Origin of the sequence: Anabaena sp. FACHB-595 (assembly GCF_048568275.1) — a bacterium.
GTDB lineage: Bacteria > Cyanobacteriota > Cyanobacteriia > Cyanobacteriales > Nostocaceae > Trichormus.
On record NZ_CP183473.1, the window covers coordinates 1,971,778 to 1,990,576 of the forward strand.

The 18,799-nt window shown below is 40.8% G+C and carries 14 protein-coding genes; 11 read left to right on the forward strand and 3 right to left on the reverse strand.

Annotated elements, in window-relative coordinates; all coding sequences use genetic code 11:
- Positions 1 to 44: 44 nt before the first annotated feature.
- From ACN222_RS08230 to ACN222_RS08250, 5 genes are all read left to right on the forward strand, one after another.
- Entirely contained in the window at positions 45 to 992 is a 948-nt protein-coding gene (locus ACN222_RS08230) for a PEP-CTERM sorting domain-containing protein (protein WP_010995822.1), read from the forward strand.
- A 256-nt stretch (positions 993 to 1,248) separates the two neighbouring features.
- Entirely contained in the window at positions 1,249 to 2,232 is a 984-nt protein-coding gene (locus ACN222_RS08235) for a PEP-CTERM sorting domain-containing protein (protein WP_010995823.1), read from the forward strand.
- Positions 2,233 to 2,329: 97 nt separating this feature from the next.
- A complete protein-coding gene (locus ACN222_RS08240) occupies positions 2,330 to 3,862 on the forward strand; it encodes an efflux RND transporter periplasmic adaptor subunit (protein WP_010995824.1) in 1,533 nt (510 codons plus the stop codon).
- A gap of 265 nt (positions 3,863 to 4,127) precedes the next feature.
- Positions 4,128 to 7,232, forward strand: a complete 3,105-nt coding sequence (locus ACN222_RS08245) for an efflux RND transporter permease subunit (protein ID WP_010995825.1) — start codon at positions 4,128 to 4,130, stop codon at positions 7,230 to 7,232.
- Between the two features lie 598 nt (positions 7,233 to 7,830).
- Positions 7,831 to 9,588: a ShlB/FhaC/HecB family hemolysin secretion/activation protein gene (locus tag ACN222_RS08250; protein ID WP_096637126.1), complete on the forward strand. Its 1,758-nt coding sequence runs from the start codon at positions 7,831 to 7,833 to the stop codon at positions 9,586 to 9,588.
- A 133-nt stretch (positions 9,589 to 9,721) separates the two neighbouring features.
- Here the strand turns inward: ACN222_RS08250 and ACN222_RS08255 are convergent, their stop codons facing one another.
- Positions 9,722 to 10,024: a hypothetical protein gene (locus ACN222_RS08255; RefSeq protein ID WP_010995829.1), complete on the reverse strand. Its 303-nt coding sequence runs from the start codon at positions 10,022 to 10,024 to the stop codon at positions 9,722 to 9,724.
- 142 nt (positions 10,025 to 10,166) lie between these two features.
- On the opposite strand from ACN222_RS08255, the gene ACN222_RS08260 reads away from it, so the two are divergent.
- Positions 10,167 to 10,403, forward strand: a complete 237-nt coding sequence (locus ACN222_RS08260) for a hypothetical protein (protein WP_010995830.1) — start codon at positions 10,167 to 10,169, stop codon at positions 10,401 to 10,403.
- A 25-nt stretch (positions 10,404 to 10,428) separates the two neighbouring features.
- Complete coding sequence (locus ACN222_RS08265) at positions 10,429 to 10,695, forward strand: hypothetical protein (RefSeq protein ID WP_010995831.1); 267 nt, start codon at positions 10,429 to 10,431, stop codon at positions 10,693 to 10,695.
- A gap of 127 nt (positions 10,696 to 10,822) precedes the next feature.
- Here ACN222_RS08265 and ACN222_RS08270 read toward each other — a convergent pair whose 3' ends face one another.
- A complete protein-coding gene (locus tag ACN222_RS08270; protein WP_010995832.1) occupies positions 10,823 to 12,313 on the reverse strand; it encodes a UDP-N-acetylmuramoyl-L-alanyl-D-glutamate--2,6-diaminopimelate ligase in 1,491 nt (496 codons plus the stop codon).
- Between the two features lie 32 nt (positions 12,314 to 12,345).
- Positions 12,346 to 12,633: a glutaredoxin family protein gene (locus ACN222_RS08275; protein ID WP_010995833.1), complete on the reverse strand. Its 288-nt coding sequence runs from the start codon at positions 12,631 to 12,633 to the stop codon at positions 12,346 to 12,348.
- A 362-nt stretch (positions 12,634 to 12,995) separates the two neighbouring features.
- Here ACN222_RS08275 and ACN222_RS08280 point away from each other — a divergent pair, with 362 nt between their 5' ends.
- From ACN222_RS08280 to ACN222_RS08295, 4 genes are all read left to right on the forward strand, one after another.
- Complete coding sequence (locus ACN222_RS08280) at positions 12,996 to 14,411, forward strand: DICT sensory domain-containing protein (protein WP_010995834.1); 1,416 nt, start codon at positions 12,996 to 12,998, stop codon at positions 14,409 to 14,411.
- A gap of 268 nt (positions 14,412 to 14,679) precedes the next feature.
- Positions 14,680 to 16,143: a D-alanyl-D-alanine carboxypeptidase/D-alanyl-D-alanine-endopeptidase gene (gene dacB, locus ACN222_RS08285; protein WP_010995835.1), complete on the forward strand. Its 1,464-nt coding sequence runs from the start codon at positions 14,680 to 14,682 to the stop codon at positions 16,141 to 16,143.
- Between the two features lie 220 nt (positions 16,144 to 16,363).
- The gene (locus ACN222_RS08290) at positions 16,364 to 16,594 is read left to right on the forward strand and encodes a hypothetical protein (protein ID WP_190449739.1); all 231 of its coding nucleotides are present in this window, start codon (positions 16,364 to 16,366) and stop codon (positions 16,592 to 16,594) included.
- Positions 16,595 to 17,509: 915 nt separating this feature from the next.
- Positions 17,510 to 18,793 (forward strand): glycosyltransferase family 4 protein, encoded by a 1,284-nt coding sequence (locus tag ACN222_RS08295; protein ID WP_010995837.1) that lies wholly within the window; start codon positions 17,510 to 17,512, stop codon positions 18,791 to 18,793.
- Positions 18,794 to 18,799 lie beyond the last annotated feature (6 nt).

Genomic DNA, 18,799 nt, shown 5'->3' on the forward strand with positions numbered 1-18,799 from the left:
AGAATCGAAAAACCTAATCAATTGATAGGAGTGTATTAAAAATAATGCGTACTTTTCTCATTGGCTTACTAGGATTAGCGAGTGCTACAGTTTTGACAATTCCTCAAGCAGCACAAGCTCAAACCTTTGATTTTGATCGACTGGAATTTATTGAATCTCGTCCACTTCCAGCTAATGGATCTCTTTTCTTTTTTGGAGATCAAAACCAGAATGAAGGATATGCAGCTTACTCTAATCTAGACCGGAATGCTCCAGATGCTGGACACGTCGGCTTTCGCAGTGATCTTAATAATCGTTATTATGTAACTGGTCGGGAAAATAGCCCAGATCCTACGGGGGCGACGCGTTCTGCGACCCTTGAAAGCCTCGCAAATTTTCCGAACTTAATGAATTACTTGAATAATAATGGCATTCCATTAAGTGATATTGGTTACGGTTTTGGGCAGAAACCTGGCTTTTCTGTAACTCAATCCTTGAATTTAGGGGCAGATGTTTTGGGACAAGATTGGTTTGGTCGTCCTGGTTCTCCAGTCGAAGAATCAATTTACCGCGCGCGTCCAGAAAGTTTTGAGCGTTATTTAACGTATCAAACCACTAAAATTATTAAGTTTGGATATTCAGATACCTTTTTTGCTTCAGCTGATGATAACCCAGATAGCGTCTTTGGTAATCCCAATATATTTTTTTCTAATCCAGTTTCCCCCTCCAAAGCACCTGGCTTAGAGGGATTGGGATCAGGAATTGCTGATGCTTTTTTGCAAGATGTAGTAGCAGGTGGTGGAAAAATTCAAGAGTTTTCTGAAGACATTCTTGATCCAGAGGATTTAGCGGTCTCAGTCAATGGAGGATTTGAAATTTATACATTTTCCTTTCCCATAGAAATCAGAATTGTCCGAGAAGTCCCTGAATCGTCATCGATTTTAGGTTTAATGTTCTTGGCAGGAGGTGGCGTTGTTACCCAAATAAAACGACACAAAAGAAGTGTTCGATAGAGGTTTTTCCTGAAAATTGACCAATATAACTTGATTTCATCAATTCCTCAGTAGCTTATAAAGAATCAGCGAATTTAGCTAAAGATTCTCCATTTCTCTGAGGAATTTCTGTTTTATAGTAAGTTTTAAGAATTATACGTAATTCCTTCTAGGTATACTGACAATTAAACTATTTGTCCAATAATCTCTTAGCCCGTTTGATTGTTAAAAATCAAGAACTAATTCCACATCATCATTTGGAGTCGAACAACTAACTATGCGAACTCAATACCTCTCTATATTACTGGGGATGACTGTAACAGCAACCGCAAATATGATATCCGCAGCACCAGTGCGTGCGGCAAGCCTGACTTGCGAAACTGGCAATTTCTTCGATTATAGCTCAGTCAAATTTGTCAAAACTCGACCCCTTTCATCTAATAACTGTCTACGGTTATTTGGAGAGCGCGTGGGTGCGACAGATCCCGATCCTCAAGGATTTGTGGCCTATGGATTCGGTCATATAGAAATGAGTCTCAATTCTCCTAATAATCCTGCTCCCTATTATGCTGCTGGGATTGACTTTAGCCCTGAAAATCTACCAGGGGCCAGACAAGCAGCTACTTTACTTGATGACATTACAGGCTTTGGCAATTTTGCGACTTTCTTAACTGAGAATAACATTACGACTGATCGGATTGGATTTAGTTTTGGTGCCAAAGATAGGGACTTTACCAAAACTTGGAATTTAGGAGAGGATATCAATGGACAGAACTATTTTTCTTCTCCTACTTCCACATTAGAAGAGCGTATCTATTCGGCTAATCCTGACGAAGTAGAAAGTTTTCTTGTGCTAGATGGTAACAAATTTGTCACCTTTGGCTATAGCGATATTTATTCATTTTTAGAATATGGTGCAACTCGCGCTCCTGACGATGACACCGAAGCCATTATTAGCAACCCCTTTAGTGCATTTAAAGTTGCGGGACTTAATGGGTTAAGTTATGGTTTAGCTGATGCGTTTTTAGCAGATGTAAGAGGGAATAAAATCCAATTGGTGAGTGAAGATGCTGGAGTTGTTCCTGATTTCGTATCTGTCTCCGATCCTTTCGGTCCTTTAGATCCCATTGTCTCGATTCGTTTTCCAGTTCAATTAAGAATTGTAGACGTTCCTGAACCTTCTATAACCATCGGCTTTTTGGGGCTAGGTTTACTAGCATTTGGCTCTCGGCTCAAAAATAAAAATCGTCATCGTTGTTAAATTCATCCTGGGGCAATATTTCCTGCGTAATTAAGACCTAAGGAGATGATAGTGATAATAACCTTCAAATACTGCTTTAGGAAAGAAAATAGTTAATATGCAAGATACCAATCCTGCTTCATGTTCATCACCGGAAGAAACTCTAGAGATTGCTGCCTCCTCTGTTGAACAGAATAAAACTCCTAAAAGCTCTTTGAGGTTTTCTTGGGGATTATGCCTAAGTAGCCTACTCTTGTTGGGATTGGGTTTTTGGCTGGGTTCAATTCGTCAAACAGTAGAACCCATTAGTTCCGCAATGGCAGAAAATCAAAATTTCCTGCCCGTTGAAGTGGATAATCTAGTTGCTGCCAGTTCCTATCAGCAGTCTCGTACCTATACCGGAGAAATTGTTGCCCAAAATACTAGTAATTTAGGATTTGAACGGGCTGGTAAAGTTGTCCAACTTGCGGTAGAAGCAGGACAATGGGTGAGTGCAGGCACTCCCTTAGCCCGTTTAGATACCAGTCAGTTGATGGCTCAAAAGCAAGAATTATTTGCTCAAAAGCAACAGGCTCTGTTCCAATTGAGAGAGTTGCAAGCTGGGCCGAGGGCAGAAACCATTGATACAGCGAGAGCTAAACTAGCACAAGAACAGGCGCTACTCAAGGAAATGCAATCAGGGCCTCGGATACAAACGATCGCCTCAGCAAGGGCTAATGTCAATAATTTACAGGAACAGTTAGAATTAGCACGCTCTAAAAGTAAGCGGCGAGAAGCCCTTTATAATCAAGGAGCGATCGCTCGTGAACAATTTGACGAAGCGATTACCGATGTTAATAGTCAACAAGCCAGGGTAAAACAAGCCCAAAGTCAACTGGATGAATTATTAGCCGGAACTCGCTCAGAAGTGATTACTGCTCAACAGGCTAGGGTAAAACAAGCCCAAAGTCAGCTCAATGAATTATTAGCCGGAACTCGTTCAGAAGTGATTGAGGCTCAAAAAGCCGCCCTCAAACAATTACAAAGCCGTCTAGCCAGTTTAGAGCTTGATTTAGAAAAAAGTGTTCTCAAAGCTCCTTTTTCTGGTAAAGTTTCTCAGCGTTATCTTGATCTAGGCACAGCCGTTTCTAGTGGACAAGCGATCGTCCGTCTGGTTCAAGTAGAACAGGTGAAAGCCCATATAGGCATTCCTGCATCCCTCACCTCTCAAATTAAAATCGGGGAAGTTCAATCAATACAGGTGGGTCAAAAATCCTATCGGGCAAAGGTTGATTCCTTCTTACCAGAACTAGACAAAGCTACTCGTACCATAACCGTAGTTTTAAAATTGGAAGATGCTGCCAGTAAAACTTTAACAGCAGGGCAAATCGTCAATTGGCAACTAAAACAAAAGATATCAACTTCCGGTTATTGGCTGCCAACAACAGCATTAGTACGTGGTATACGGGGGTTGTGGTCTGTCTACATTTTAGGAACAGTTCCCGGAGGCTTTGAAGTAGAACGTCAAGATGTAGAAGTTCTTTATACTGACGGGGAACGGGTTCTGGTACGGGGAACCCTAGAAGGTAATGAACAAATTATTACTAATGGCACAAATCGGCTGGTTCCTGGCCAAAAAGTACGTCCTATCTCATTAGGGAGTTCCAATTAACAATTCAAAATTCAAAATACCCTACGGGAAGGCTTCGCCAACAAAATTCAAAATTAAAGACAGTTGTGGTCGGTGATTTAAATCCCAATTTGATATTACGTGTAGACGTAGCGCAAAGTCTGTAGCTTGCTTCCCGCAGGGTGCGCCGACTTCCGGCAGCGTAGCGGTAGCGAGTCTGCGTTCGCTTTTAGCGTCTCGTAGAGAGCGTCACAGAACTTTGTAAGAGAGGGGTTTTAAACCCTTGAATTTACTATAAAAATATCCTATGAACAATCTTTTTTATCAGAATGTCCGGCTACTAATATTAACAGTTTTAGCGATCGCTGTTTGGGGCTTATCTTCCTTTTTTAGTTTACCTCGCATTGAAGATCCAGAAATTACTCCCCGATTTGCGGTGATTACAACGAGTTTTCCAGGTGCGGCACCAGAACGGGTCGAAACCCTAATCACCGATAAATTAGAACAATCCCTATTTGAAGTAGAAGAAATTAATAATATTGAATCCACCTCACGTCTGGGATTCTCCAGCATTACAGTTGAGTTAAACGAAACAATCAACGATGTCGATCCTGTTTGGTCACGGGTGCGGGCTAAAATCAATGATACGATTCCCCTATTGCCTTCAGGTGCCGCAACTCCTAAATTTGAACAGTCGAAACCTAAAGCTAATGCTTTAATTGTCGCTTTGACTTGGGATTTGGAATCAGCCCCAAATTATGCAATTTTAAGCCGTTGGGCGCAAGAATTAGACGATCAATTACGTTTGATTGGGGGAACAGAAAAGGTCGAGCAGTTTGGTACCCCCCAAGAAGAAATTGCCATTGAGGTTAACCCAAAACAACTAACGAATTTAGGGTTAACAATACAATCCGTATCTCAACAAATTTTACAGAGTGATGCTAAAGTTGCGGCAGGGCAACTGCGGAGCAACCAAAGTAATTTATTATTAGAAATTAATGGGGAACTTGATTCTCTTGACCGTCTTAATCGCTTATCAATTCAATTGGGTAACTCTAGCAATGTAGTACGACTAGGAGATATTGCTCAGATTAAAAAGGGAATTTTAGATCCCCCTAGAGAATTAGCTTTAGTAAAGGGTCGTCGAGCGATCGCCATCTCTGCATTTGTTGAATCAGAACAGCGTTTGGATGCTTGGGCAGCGATCGCCAATACAACCTTGAATAAATTCCAGCAACAACTGCCAAACGGCGTTGGTCTGCAAATACTGTTTGACCAAAGTCATTACGTAGAACAGCGTCTCAACGAAGTGTTAATGAATTTAATCACTGGAGCTGTTTTGGTGGTTGGCATTACCCTATTCATGATGGGCTGGAAGTCTTCGTTAATTGTTGGTTCTGCTTTACCTCTGTCTGTTTTCATGGTCTTTGGTAGCATGAAGCTTTTAGGAGTTCCGCTACATCAAATTTCTGTGACTGGTCTGATTATTGCCTTGGGACTGTTAATTGATAACGCCATTATCGTTGTAGATGAAGTTCAAATTTATTTACGAGAAGGACTAACACCTAAAAAAGCCGTTGCTACTACTGTCCGGGAAATCTTTTCTCCCTTACTGGCATCCACATTTACCAGTGTTCTGGCTTTTGTACCGATCGCCACTGCACCTGGAGGAACGGGAGAGTTTACGGGAACTATTGGGGTAACTGTAATTCTCGCCCTAGTTAGTTCTTTATTTCTAGCTCTCACGGTGATTCCCGCTTTAGCAGGTCGGTTACATTATTGGAAACCCACACCAGCATCAGGAAGTTGGTGGCAAGTGGGTTTTTCTCACCATCACTTAGGACAACTTTACAGTTGGAGTCTGGATCGCACCTTCAGCAGACCCTTATTGAGCATAGCTTTAAGCTTGATTCTACCATTGTGGGGTTTTATCTCCTTGGCTAATCTGGAGCAGCAATTTTTCCCCCCAACAGATCGCGGTCAATTTTATGTAAATTTTGAATTGCCCATTCAAGCTTCTTTGCAACAAACACAATCCCAAGTGACTCAAGCGCGAGAATTGATGTTACGCCATCCCGAAATTGCCGATGTTCAATGGTTTATCGGCAAAAGTGCGCCACCTTTTTATTACAATGTGATTCAAAATCGGGAAAATTCTCCTAATTATGCTCAGGGTCTTGTCCAACTTCAGAAAAATGTCAAGTCTGGCTCTTTAATCCGAACCTTGCAACAAGAACTTGATCAAGCCTTTCCCGCAGCCCAAATTATTGTCCGACAGTTAGAACAAGGTCCACCTTTTGACGCACCCATTGAACTGCGAGTTTATGGATCTGATTTAGATCGATTGCGAGAGTTAGGAGATCAACTGCGAGCTGAATTAGCCAAAACACCCAATGTCATCCATACCCGCGCTAATTTAACGGAAACCTTACCGAAGTTGGCATTAAATCTAGATGAAGAACAACTGCGTTTAGCAGGATTAGACAAAACCGCCGTTGCTAGACAATTGGACACCAATTTAGAGGGAATCGTCGGGGGTTCGATTTTCGAGGGGACGGAAGAATTGCCAGTAAGGGTGCGTAGTTTAGAATCACAACGAGGGAATTTAGGGGATATTGCTTCATCAACCCTTTTATCTCCAGAAAACTCAAATCAGTCCGGTAATAGGGTTGTTCCCTTGTCTGCTGTAGGAAATTTGGAAATTGTTCCAGATGTGGTGACGATTTCTCGTCGCAACGGCAAAAGAGTTAATACTGTACAGGGTTTTATTCCAGCAGGAATGCTAGCAGCTCAGGTACAGACTGACTTTCAAGATCGTTTAACAGCAAGTAACTTTACCCTACCCTCTGGTTATTCTTGGGATTTTGGCGGAGAAGAAGGGGAACGGGGTGATGCTTTAAGTAACCTCATCTCTACCGTTGGGGTGTTAATGATTATGATGATCGCCAGTTTAGTTCTAACTTTTAGTTCTTTTCGCCTGGCAAGCATTATCCTAGTGGTTGCTATTTTATCGATGGGTTTAGGATTGGGATCGTTAGCTTTGTTTAATTATCCTTTTGGATTTACGGCAATTTTAGGCATGATTGGTCTGATGGGCGTTGCAGTCAATGATTCAATTGTGGTTCTGAGTTCCCTTAATCATGACCCCAAAGCCCGTCAAGGCGATCGCCATGCAGCCAGAAAAGTAGTCATCCGTTCCACCCGTCATGTCATTGCAACTACTTTAACCACTATTATTGGATTTACCCCCCTATTATTAGATGCCAGTGGTTTTTGGCCACCGCTTGCCATTACCATTGTCGGCGGGTTAGGAGGAGCTACTTTAATTGCTTTATATTTTGTCCCTTCTGTATATTTGTTGCTGCAACGCTCATTAACTAAGGAGTCAAGAAAAAATAACTTGAACAATTAGTTTATTGTTCTTGGCTTAATTTGATAGTTCTAGATATATACAAAGTGTGGGCTTACATCTGTAAGCCCACACTTACAGTATTTTCGGCTGCTATGATACCAATTCACAAAATATTTGAGACAGTCGCTACGTTGATACGCATCTGTTGCATTTTTTTCGGGAAATGGTATGAGGTACAGTAGCAACAATTAGCAAACCAGTTTCTTAAATGTCGAGGATTTATTAAGTCGTGTGCAACTGATATTAGTTTATCAAGCATTTCTGTTGTAGTTGGAGAAAAACTGCGTAAGAAAGATTTGAGTTGTGACCACCATAATTCGATTGGATTAAAAAATAATCCACTCATTACTCATTTAATTTGGTTCACCGATGATGACACCAAAATTGTATGAATAAAAAATAGGTCAATCTCATCAAAGTCAACACCCTACCTACCCCTACACCCTTAAGTTTTCTCCTACCTTGCTTCTGCTCAAATGGCAATGCTGTTTTATGCAATTTCAAATGTCGTTAATTGCTTGTATGTCAAGAATAACCGTGATAATTTAGACTGTACTTAAGTGAAAATACTTGTGCGTTAATTGTTAATTTCAAGAATGTGAAAAATATTGACTTAGGCAGAAATGATACGCGAATCAAAGCAAAATTTCCCTTTTCTAGATTATTTCTGCTACTAACCTTAATTAGCGTTCCTGGTGTCGCGTCTGCCCAATCTACACCACCAGCAGGGGTGACAATTCCCCCAACTACACCAGAAACTATTGACCAAACTATCCCTAAATCGTCCCCTAGTCCTGCTACTCCCACTCCTCCTTCTCCTACTACTACACCTATCCTTCCTGTGCCTCCTGTGCCAACACCATCGGATGTTAATTCTCCTATTGGTGAAAGCTTTTTAGTCAAAAAAATCGAAGTTTTGGGGGCTACAGTCTTAAAAAATGAAATCGCCAAGTTGATTGAACCATTCGAGAAGCGTCAAGTTACTTTTGCAGATTTAATTCAACTACGTTCAGATATTACCGAACTCTATATTCAAAACGGTTACATCACCAGTGGCGCATTTTTACCCAACAATCAAAATCTGACTGATGGTGTGGTGAAAATTCAGGTGGTGGAAGGGGAACTAGAGAAAATTGAGATCACTGGGTTAAGAAGTCTTCAATCAGTATACGTGCGATCGCGTCTTGCCCAAGCTACCTCCACGCCATTAAATCGCCAACGCCTAGAAGCAGCATTGCAACTATTACAACTAGACCCCGTGATTCAACGGGTAAATGCTGAGTTAAGCGCTGGCAGCACTGCTGGTAGTAATATCTTGCTGGTAAATATCACTGAAGCGCCGGCATTTCATGGGGGAGTTTTTACAGCCAATAATCAAACTCCTAGTGTTGGTTCGACTCAACTAGGGGTATTTTTGAATCATGATAACTTGCTGGGTTTTGGCGATCGCCTCGCTGCTGAATATACAATTACTGAAGGACTCAACTTGTACGATGTCAGTTACACAATTCCTCTAAATGGCAATAATGACACATTGAGCTTTCGGGTGAATAATGCCAATAGTCGCATTATTACAGACGATTTCCGCGATTTGAACATTAGAAGCGAAACTCAAACCTATTCTCTCAGTTATCGTCATCCTCTCTACCGCCAACCCCAAACAGAACTTGGTCTGAGTTTAGGTTTAGATTTACGCCGTTCGCAAACATTTCTCCTTGAGAATATCCCTTTTTCTTTTTCTCCTGGTGCGGAAGATGGAGAATCAAAAATTACAGCCATTCGCTTTTCTCAAGATTGGGTAAAACGAGATGCCACAAGGGTTTTAGCAGCTCGATCCCAATTTAGCATTGGTATTGGGGCTTTTGATGCTACAGTCAACGATACTGATACGGATGGGCGCTTCTTTTCTTGGTTAGGACAATTTCAATGGGTGCAGTTATTATCCTCACGAACATTAATCCTAACTAGAGTCAATGCCCAACTGACGGGAGACTCTTTATTATCATTAGAAAAATTTAGTATTGGTGGGTTTGATACAGTTCGTGGTTATACTCAAAACAAACTCGTAGCCGACAATGGGTTCACTGCTTCGATAGAAGTCCGTCTTCCCTTAACTGCTAACTCTAATGCTTTGCAGATAGCACCGTTTTTTGATATTGGTACTGTGTGGAATAATCGCGGTGGTAACCCCCAACCGCAGACAATTTCTAGTCTTGGTTTAGGCTTGCTTTGGCAACCAAGTCGAGACTTAAACCTACGTTTAGATTATGGTATTCCCTTAACGAATATTAATGATGGGGGAAATACACTGCAAGAAAATGGTATTCACTTTTCACTGCGGTATCAACCATTTTAAGAGAAATATCGTGCTGGTAAACATGAAACTCTTACTGTAACTTATCTTGACTTAATTATTAGTTGTTTCCCCTACACCTTAAATATTTGCAGTTATTTCAGAGGCGATCGCTTGCACAGTTAGCCTGACTCAATTACGATGAACACTGACCCAAGGATGTATCCATAGCACTCTGCAAAACCTGGGACGATTCCCCTAAATCATGGACTTCTCCATTTTGTTCTTTCAGCCATCGCTGAATGCGCTTTCTCTGCAATTCGCAAACCTGAACACTAGCTACTGTCAATGCTTGACGTGGAAAGATTTCCCTCAAATCAGCCAGCATCTCCACAGTGACACAAGCTTCTAAACATTCTGCAATGTAAGCCCTTGCATCTAAACACAACCATTCCTGAGTCGCCTCTAGCTTACAGATGTGGAGCTTTTTGGTTTCCATAAGATTTGGTTATGTCGTATACCAGAATTTACCCAACCATTCTACTTTATCTTCCAATGGCTTGATAATTCTTCAACAAATATTTCCCCACCCATCCGAAAAATGTGCAATTATAAAGAAAAGCTTAAGAGGTTAGAGACTCATGATCACCACAAAAATAATACGCCAGCTTTGGGCTGTAATTGAGTCTACTAACGTCAGCACTTTACTTCAATTTGATGATATCTCTCTAGTACAATTACTCACCCAGCAATTAAAAGTCAACCAGGGACTCGACGCACAGGTAGATAGTAGCCTGGATAGTTACATCACATCTAAACTGCCCCTAATTCGAGACACTGCTGAAGGCAGGTTATCTTTAGGACAGGAAAATCATTAACACAAAAGTTCACAAATAAAATATCATGAATCACTGGCTAGGTATTGCCCTTGTAGCTTATCTAATTGGAGCGGCGATTGAAGGGGTAAGTACAGCTGGTCAGCTAGCTCACTCATTGCCAGAACTAACCCAAGATAGGCAAGACGAGTCATCAAAATCTACTCATACATTGAAGGATAACTGGCGTATTGTTGTAGCCATTGCCTCTGTAACTCTTTGTGGAGCCTGCATTTGGCCTTGCCGTTTGTTTCACCGTTTAGTGAAGGGGAACGTTTCATCAGAGGACTCGTAGATTTTAAGTCATCACGTACCACAGTTTTTGCTTATTCTCTAAAATTTAGCAACGCTGAAATACACATAGGGTAGACAATGCCCACCAAAGCCATGATACGGTTGGCATTGTCCACCCTACACATTCCTTATAATTTTTCTCTTTCTGTCAAAGCGGCGCGTGCGTGTTCTCGGTCGTCAAAGTGGATTTTTTCTGTACCGAGAATTTGGTAGTCTTCATGACCTTTTCCCGCCAGTAGCACCCCATCACCGGGTTGAGCTTGTAAGATGGCGGTACGAATAGCGATCGCCCGATCGCCTATAACTGTCGGTTGTACTGTGTCGGGAATCCCCGCCAGAATATCATCTAAAATTCTGTCTGGGTCTTCAGTCCGGGGATTGTCGGAAGTCACAAAGGCTAAATCTGCTAGTTCAGCCACGATTTTACCCATTTTGGGGCGCTTGGTGCGATCGCGATCGCCTCCGCAACCAAATACGCAAATCATTCTCCCAGGAATAAACGGTCTAGCCGCTTTGAGTAAATTTTCTAAACTATCTGGGGTATGGGCGTAATCGACAATGACGCTAATATCTTGGTCAGGATTAATCTGCACCCTTTCCATCCGTCCGGGTACACCAGGAAACTCCGGTATAGCATTGGCAATTAGTTGTAAGTTTAAGCCCAAGTGTAAAACTGCGCCGACAGCCGCCAAAAGATTTTCTAAATTGTATTGACCAACCAAGGGTGAACGGAAACTGACATTACCTTCTGGTGTATGGATTGTTCCTGTCACACCATTAGGCTCATAACTCAAGTCACTCATCCACAAATCAGCACTGCTATCATTAACGCTGTAACTCCAGACCTTTTCGGGACTCAGAGCTTTGATTAATCTTTGACCATAGGTATCATCAGCATTGATAATTGCTCGTCCTTTGAGGTACTCAGGACTAAATAACAGCGCTTTTGCTGCGAAATAATCCTCCATGTCGCTGTGATAGTCCAGATGGTCTTGGGTGAGATTACTAAATACCCCCACCTCAAAGGGACAACCAAGCACCCGACCCTGTGCTAAGGCGTGGGAACTGACCTCCATGACTCCAAACTCACAACCAGCATTGACAGCTTGTGCTAGCTGTTGTTGTAGTTCTACTGCAAAGGGGGTGGTGTGGGTGGCTGTTTGCTCAAAACCAGGCCAACGAGTGTAGAGAGTCCCCATCAAGGCGGTAGATAATTTAGCTTTAGTTAAGAAAAATTCAATCAGGTGAGTAGTGGTAGTTTTACCATTAGTACCAGTCACACCCACTAGCTTGAGTTTCTGCCCAGGATAACCATAAAAAGCTGCGGCGATCGCGGCACAAGCTTTAGTCATGTTGTTAGAGCTAATGACAACAGCCTCATCATGGGGAGGATTTTTCTCCACCGCTTGAGGAGAAACGATCGCGGCGATCGCACCTGAGGCGATCGCACTAGGCCAAAATTCTCCACCATCTACCCGCGTTCCTGGCATTCCAATAAACAAATCACCCGCACCACAAGCATGGGAATTAGTCTTGATGCCTTTAACTTCCGCATCCGCCAAAACCGGAGGTAAATTTTCAACACTGTCTACTGTCGCTAGTAATTCCCGCAATTTCATGTTGTGAACCTCGACACACGCCTTTCTTGCGCCTATTCTGCATTATTTTTTTCCGGATTGGCTAAATACTTGCTCAACATTTGTGCCAATTGCTGAACACTAGCGCGGGGAGAAGGGCGGGGTAAAGCTTGCTCTTTCTCGTCTCCAGGCGTTATCAGACAAAGAACCGGAATCTCATATTGATAGGCAGCAAACAAGTTTTCATCGGTTGTAATGTCACGAATTTCTAACTCAAAACTCAAATTTTGGATCTGTTCTAGTTTTTCCTGCAAACCCTCACATAAATGGCAACCGGGCTTACTGTATAAAATTAATCGCATTTACTGAATACTACAAATCACTGAGAACTGCTATTGTAAAGAATACATGATAAATCTATAATCTTTGCAATACAAACTGGTCATTTTTATTAACAAAAGTAGTAGTTAGTAATTTTTTCATTCATAATTTATTGTGTTTACGTGGCTTTTGTGTAACAAACATATATGTAAGTAATATTGTGAAAATCTTCATCTCCTTGTAGATGGGGGTTTGGTAATAGGTAATTGGCAATAGACCTGTTACCAATTACCAAAGCGCCAGGGTGGCTTTTCTCCCTACCAATCATGAGTTAGGCTTTCCCTCTACTTCAAAAAAGTAATTATTTTTTCCTCCCCTGCTTTTTATTGGTTGTGCTTAACTCATGAATGACTCTCTGCATAAGGATTTGTCCGTTTATCAGCTGGCTTTAGGAGTGGAAGCGCCTTCTCAAACAGTGACTCTCAGTCCGGCGACCTTGCTATCACTGGTGAGAGCGCAAATAGACTTACTGATTGAGCAGCAACTCAGTGCAACTTTATGGATTAAGCTGCCACCAGGAAAAGTTTGGTCTACAGAAATAGTCCGCTATCAGTCATCAGTGGATAACTCTGGTCGTATTTACAATTGCCAAGTTGGAGAAAGTAAATCAGAGGTGGGAGAAGAAAATTTAACGTCTTTATCTTGTTTGTATGAGCATTATTTTAATGTGCCATTACTACCAAATAATCACTTACAACGAGAATATTTTTTGGTAGTATTATCGACAAAATTTTGCAGTTTAATAGCAGCTTATCGCCCACGGCAAAATAACAAAATTAGTCCCTTGGGGAAGACACAAAATAATAAAAATCAACCCCTATTAACGATTACTTCGGTTGAACATCAAGTCATTCAGCGTGTGTTAGATGGAATAAAACAAGAGGTTACCTCTGAATTAAAGCCAATAGCACCAAGCGATTTGATTTGCCCAACTGCTTGTGAGCCAGCCCTCATTAGCCAGATGCTCACCAAGCAGCTCCAACGACAAAATGAAATTAATCGTCGCATTAGTGTTGAACGCATTGCTAAATTGCAGCAGCATAATCAAAAATTGCAAACAAAAGAGCAATTGAAAGATGAATATTTAACTAATGTGTGTCAAGAACTGCGTACACCCTTGACGCAAATGAAAACTGCGCTTTCGCTGTTGAATTCGCCCACCCTGAAACCACACCAAAGACAGAGGTATTTGCAAATGTTAAATACCCAGTGCGATCGCCAAAGTGTTTTGATTGCCGGTCTCATGACTTTGGTAGAACTAGAGCATAATTTAGAAACCACAACTTTAGAAGCTGTCAAACTTGCAGATATTGTCCCTGGAGTCGTCAGCACTTATCAACCAGTAGCCCAAGAAAAAGGCATCATGCTAGGCTACACCATCCCTACAGACCTGCCAAGTGTTTTGTGTGTCAATGGTGGATTGCGCCAAATCGTCATTAATCTGCTGCACAACAGCCTCAAGTTTACAGCTAATGGTGGTCGGGTCTGGGTTAGAGCTAAGGTACAAGGTGAATACGTCATACTAGAAATTCGTGACACAGGTATCGGTATTGCCGAAGGCGAAATTCCCAAAATATTCGACTGCTTTTATCGTGTGCGATCGGGGCTAATTGATGAGACCAATGGCGCAGGTTTAGGACTAACAATTGTCCAGAGATTGTTATGGCATTGTGGGGGTTCTGTTAATGTGAGAAGTAAGGTTGATGAAGGCACTATGGTAATAGTGCAAATGAAGATAGGAACCACCTCGCCAACTTAAACCAATTCGCAATAGCCTGGGGCAAGGCTAACGCCAACGCAATTCGCTTTTTCCGTGTTGTAACGGGATTTAGACCCCTACATTTTGTGAAACCTGAAAACAGGGTGAAGCGATCGCCGTAGCAGTTAATGACATAAACTCAATAAAAGCGCGATTATACTGATTTTCCACAGTTTAACAGCCTCTCATTAGAGAATAATGCTTTCCCGCACCTGTTGCTTCAATTCATAAGCAAGTTATCATCATCAAGTAGTTTTAAACACTCTGTATGCCCCGAAAAATTTCTCTTGGCTTGATGGCATTATTTATTAGTGTTCAAGTTAGTGTTACCCAGCAACTAGTTAAAGCCCAAACCCCAACCGCACCTACACCAACCACAAAATCTATTTGTCCGGCAGAATTGGGAACAGCCATAGATACAATAGTCAATCGTCCTTTATTCAATCGAGTGCGCTGGGGTATTTTAGTCAAACCTCTGTCATCTATGCAAACTCTTTACAGCCGAGATGCAGAGAAATACTTCACTCCTGCTTCTAATGCTAAATTGCTGACTACAGCTGCTGCCTTACAACAACTAGGTGCAGACTTTCGTATTCGTACTTCAATTTATCAAAATGGTAATGGCAATTTCACTATTGTTGGTAGAGGTGATCCTAGCCTCAGCGATACTCAATTGCAATCACTAGCACAACAACTAAAACAAAAAGGTATCACCCAAGTTAATCAGCTAATTGCTGATGATAGTTATATTCAAGGGGATATTGTTAACTCGACTTGGCAATGGGAAGATGTGCAGTCAAATTATGGTGCGCCAGTCAATAGTTTTATTTTGAATCAAAATGTATTTGGTTTAAAACTTATTCCTCAAATTGTAGGTAAGACTCCACAATTGTTGTGGAATGACCCCAATGAAGCAAGACAATGGTTGATCATCAATCAATCTGTGACAGTTGCAGCAAACCAACCAAGTTATATTGATGTTAGCCGTGATTTAACAGGAAAAGTGCTGCGAATTAAAGGACAAATTGCAGCTAATTCCACTCCATATTTAGTAGAATTGCCTGTAGTTGATCCTAATTATTACTTCCTGCGGCGTTTTCGTAGTGCCTTATCCACAGAAAAAATTAGTTTGGGTACAACATTAGTTGCTTCTAGTGCTTCTAATCAACAGGAATTAGCTGCTGTACAGTCTCCGCCTTTATCACAATTATTGATAGAGACAAATCAAAATAGTAATAATCTGTATGCCGAGGCATTGTTAAGAGCATTGGCTTTCAAACAACCTAGAGTGCAAAATAAAAGTACTGCTAATATTGGCTTAGATGTTATTAAAGTGACCTTAAATAAATTAGGAGTTGACCCGACAGGTTATGTTTTGATAGATGCTTCTGGTTTATCACGCCGTAATTTAGTCACCCCTGAAGCTTTAGTACAAACCTTGCAAGGAATAGCCAAAACACCAGCCGCCAATGTATATCGTGCTTCCTTACCTATAGCCGGAAAAAGTGGTACTTTGAGCAACCGCCTTCGTAATACTCCAGCTCAAGGCATCGTACAAGCTAAAACTGGTACATTAAGCGGTGCAATTTCTTTATCTGGATACGTCAATAGCTCTCAATATGAACCTTTAGCGTTTAGTATTATGGTGAATCAATCGGAGCAGCCTGCAAGTGCTTTGCGCCAAGCAATTGATGAGATAGTTGTGTTATTGGCACAGCTAAAGCGTTGTTAATTTGCTCTTTTTTGAATTTGAGCGTAGTTTGCTAGGGTGCGTCAGTATAAGTAATTTCCGAGTATAGTTTAGATTTCATCGCACTGGCGCACCTCTAATTAGATATAGATCTAATTAGTAAATATTTGTAATATTTAAGATTTTCTTTAGATTTTATAATTTAAGATTCTTTTTAGGTTGTTAACAGCACTTATATGCAGTAGTAAAGGGAGTGATTGCGATGAAGGTCTGCCCCATAAACTCAAAAACACTACGTCAAATTTGGTCTCTGGTTGAACAAACCCAGTCCAGCACTCTTCTTCGCCTCAGTGATACAGATTTAGTCAAGCAGTTGTTGAAACAGCTCAATAGTCAACAAGCCCTCAGTAGTGAAGAAATTAATTCCGTAAACAGTTACCTATCGTCTAGAACAAATTTAATCCGAGATTTGGCTACTGCAAGACTGGCATAGCCAAATTCAGGTAGGTTACTGCAAATATATAAGTAGTCATGATGAACTGACGAAAAAAGCTGTTTTTCCTGCTCTACCTTCCCTGGGGACACTCCCCATACTTGGAGCCTGTCGTAGACGTATCTGCCCAGCCTTACGGCTTGCCTCCGGCTACTGCCTCTTGCCTTTTTTAAGCTAAATCAATTTTAAAAAACAAGAAGTTTTGGGTGTGTTCGTAGACTAACGCGTTTCGCCAAATGTCAACATGGCGTGGCGTATGGCAATATAACACACCCTATTGTTGTTTCATGTTTCCCCAGTTTGAGTATTTGAGCGATCATTTTCAGGAATTGCTTCAATAGGTAGTGATGAATAAATAAGTGGTAAACCTAATCTATTCGCTTGATAATGCACAAATAAATGGGTAAGTATTTGGCTTATTTCATATTTCTTAGGCTTAAAAGTATTATAAATTTACCAAATGCTAAAAATTTTTGACGTAAACGTCCGTTTGTATAAGGGAAATGTCTACCAATAATGTATGTTTATAAGATTCTAAGATTTAAATGAAATTTCGTGAAAAATTTAAAGATTTGATAAACCATCAGTAAAAACCCTCAAAAAACTGAGCTATAAAGCTACAATACGAGTTGAGTAATGAAAAGCAATAATTACAACATAAGGTAAATTGATGCCTACAGTATTTTTATTACAAATAATATGCAATGTGTATTTTAAAATTGGATAACTGAAAATGATGTTTCCAAAGATATCCCTATATTTTTGTCCTAAAGAAACAGGCAATATCAATTTTAATATTAAATATTGTTTCCGATTACAAATCTACGAACAAAGAATATATTGTTACTTAACTTAAGTGTTTCAACTATATCAAAAATAATTTCCGTTACACATTAGAAAAATTACTAATAAATCATGCACATTCTCATCTACTCCTACAATTATTATCCAGAGCCAATCGGTATCGCACCTTTGATGACTGAACTGGCAGAGGGTTTGGTAGAGAGAGGACATCAGGTGCGAGTGATTACAGGAATGCCTAATTATCCACAACGGGAAATTTACGATGGATACAAAGGCAAGTGGTATGTGACAGAACAAAAGAATGGCGTAACTATCCAGCGTAGTTATTTACGAATTAAGTCTAAACCTAAATTAATAGATAGATTATTACTAGAGTTAAGTTTTATCTTCACTAGTTTGCCACAAGCTTTTAATGGCGAAAGACCAGACTTAATTTTATTAACAGTACCGCCACTTCTAGTTTCACTACCAGCAACCCTGCTTGGGTTGTTTTATAAGTGTCCCGTAGTGTTAAATGTACAGGACATCTTACCCGAAGCAGCTGTACGCGTCGGATTGATGACCAATAAATTAATGATTCGCTTTTGCGAAATTATAGAAAAATTTGCTTATAAAAATGCCACTAAGATTAGCGTCATAGCCGACGGCTTTCGTGAGAATTTAATAAATAAGGGAGTAAGTGCTAAAAAAATTCTTTGTATTCCTAATTGGGTGAATGTTAATTTTGTCCGTCCCTTAGCTAAAAACAATTCTTGGAGAACAGTCCATCAACTAGATGGCAAATTTGTTGTGATGTACTCTGGTAACATCGCACTAACGCAAGGTTTAGAGACAGTAATAGCCGCAGCTACCTATTTACGTCACATTCCAGATATTAGTTTCGTCATTATTGGTGAATCAACGGCTTTATCTAGATTACAGAAATATTGTCTATCTTGTGGAGCAGATAATGTTCTACTCTTACCATTGCAACCAAGAGAACAGGTACCGCAAATGTTGGCAACGGCTGATGTCAACTTAATTGTGCAGAAAAGCAACGTGATTGCTTTTAATATGCCTTCTAAGATTCCACTCGCATTAGCTTCTGGTCGTCCAATTATTGGTTCAGTTCCCGCAACTGGTACAGCAGCCAAGGTGATTAAAGAAAGTGGTGGCGGTATGATTGTGGAACCAGAATCACCGGAAGCGTTAGCAGCAGCAGTATTGGATATATATAATAATTCGACATTAGCGACAAAGTTAGGCAATCAAGGTAGACGATTTGCAGAAGAAAACTTCTCTTTTGAGCAAGCAATTGACCAATATGAGGAGCTATTTTTTGAGTTATTGGGAAAGACGAGACCGAAGATTACTCGTTTAGCACCATCTCAGCAGAAAAAATCTGTTAAGATTTAACCTCAC

Coding starts and splice junctions, on each gene's coding strand:
- ACN222_RS08255 (WP_010995829.1), bottom strand. CDS start 10,024: ATGGAAACCAAAAAGCTCCACATCTGTAAGCTAGAGGCGACTCAGGAA.
- ACN222_RS08270 (WP_010995832.1), bottom strand. CDS start 12,313: ATGAAATTGCGGGAATTACTAGCGACAGTAGACAGTGTTGAAAATTTA.
- ACN222_RS08290 (WP_190449739.1), top strand. CDS start 16,364: ATGAAGGTCTGCCCCATAAACTCAAAAACACTACGTCAAATTTGGTCT.
- ACN222_RS08240 (WP_010995824.1), top strand. CDS start 2,330: ATGCAAGATACCAATCCTGCTTCATGTTCATCACCGGAAGAAACTCTA.
- dacB (WP_010995835.1), top strand. CDS start 14,680: ATGCCCCGAAAAATTTCTCTTGGCTTGATGGCATTATTTATTAGTGTT.
- ACN222_RS08275 (WP_010995833.1), bottom strand. CDS start 12,633: ATGCGATTAATTTTATACAGTAAGCCCGGTTGCCATTTATGTGAGGGT.
- ACN222_RS08235 (WP_010995823.1), top strand. CDS start 1,249: ATGCGAACTCAATACCTCTCTATATTACTGGGGATGACTGTAACAGCA.
- ACN222_RS08280 (WP_010995834.1), top strand. CDS start 12,996: ATGAATGACTCTCTGCATAAGGATTTGTCCGTTTATCAGCTGGCTTTA.
- ACN222_RS08230 (WP_010995822.1), top strand. CDS start 45: ATGCGTACTTTTCTCATTGGCTTACTAGGATTAGCGAGTGCTACAGTT.
- ACN222_RS08295 (WP_010995837.1), top strand. CDS start 17,510: ATGCACATTCTCATCTACTCCTACAATTATTATCCAGAGCCAATCGGT.
- ACN222_RS08245 (WP_010995825.1), top strand. CDS start 4,128: ATGAACAATCTTTTTTATCAGAATGTCCGGCTACTAATATTAACAGTT.
- ACN222_RS08260 (WP_010995830.1), top strand. CDS start 10,167: ATGATCACCACAAAAATAATACGCCAGCTTTGGGCTGTAATTGAGTCT.
- ACN222_RS08265 (WP_010995831.1), top strand. CDS start 10,429: ATGAATCACTGGCTAGGTATTGCCCTTGTAGCTTATCTAATTGGAGCG.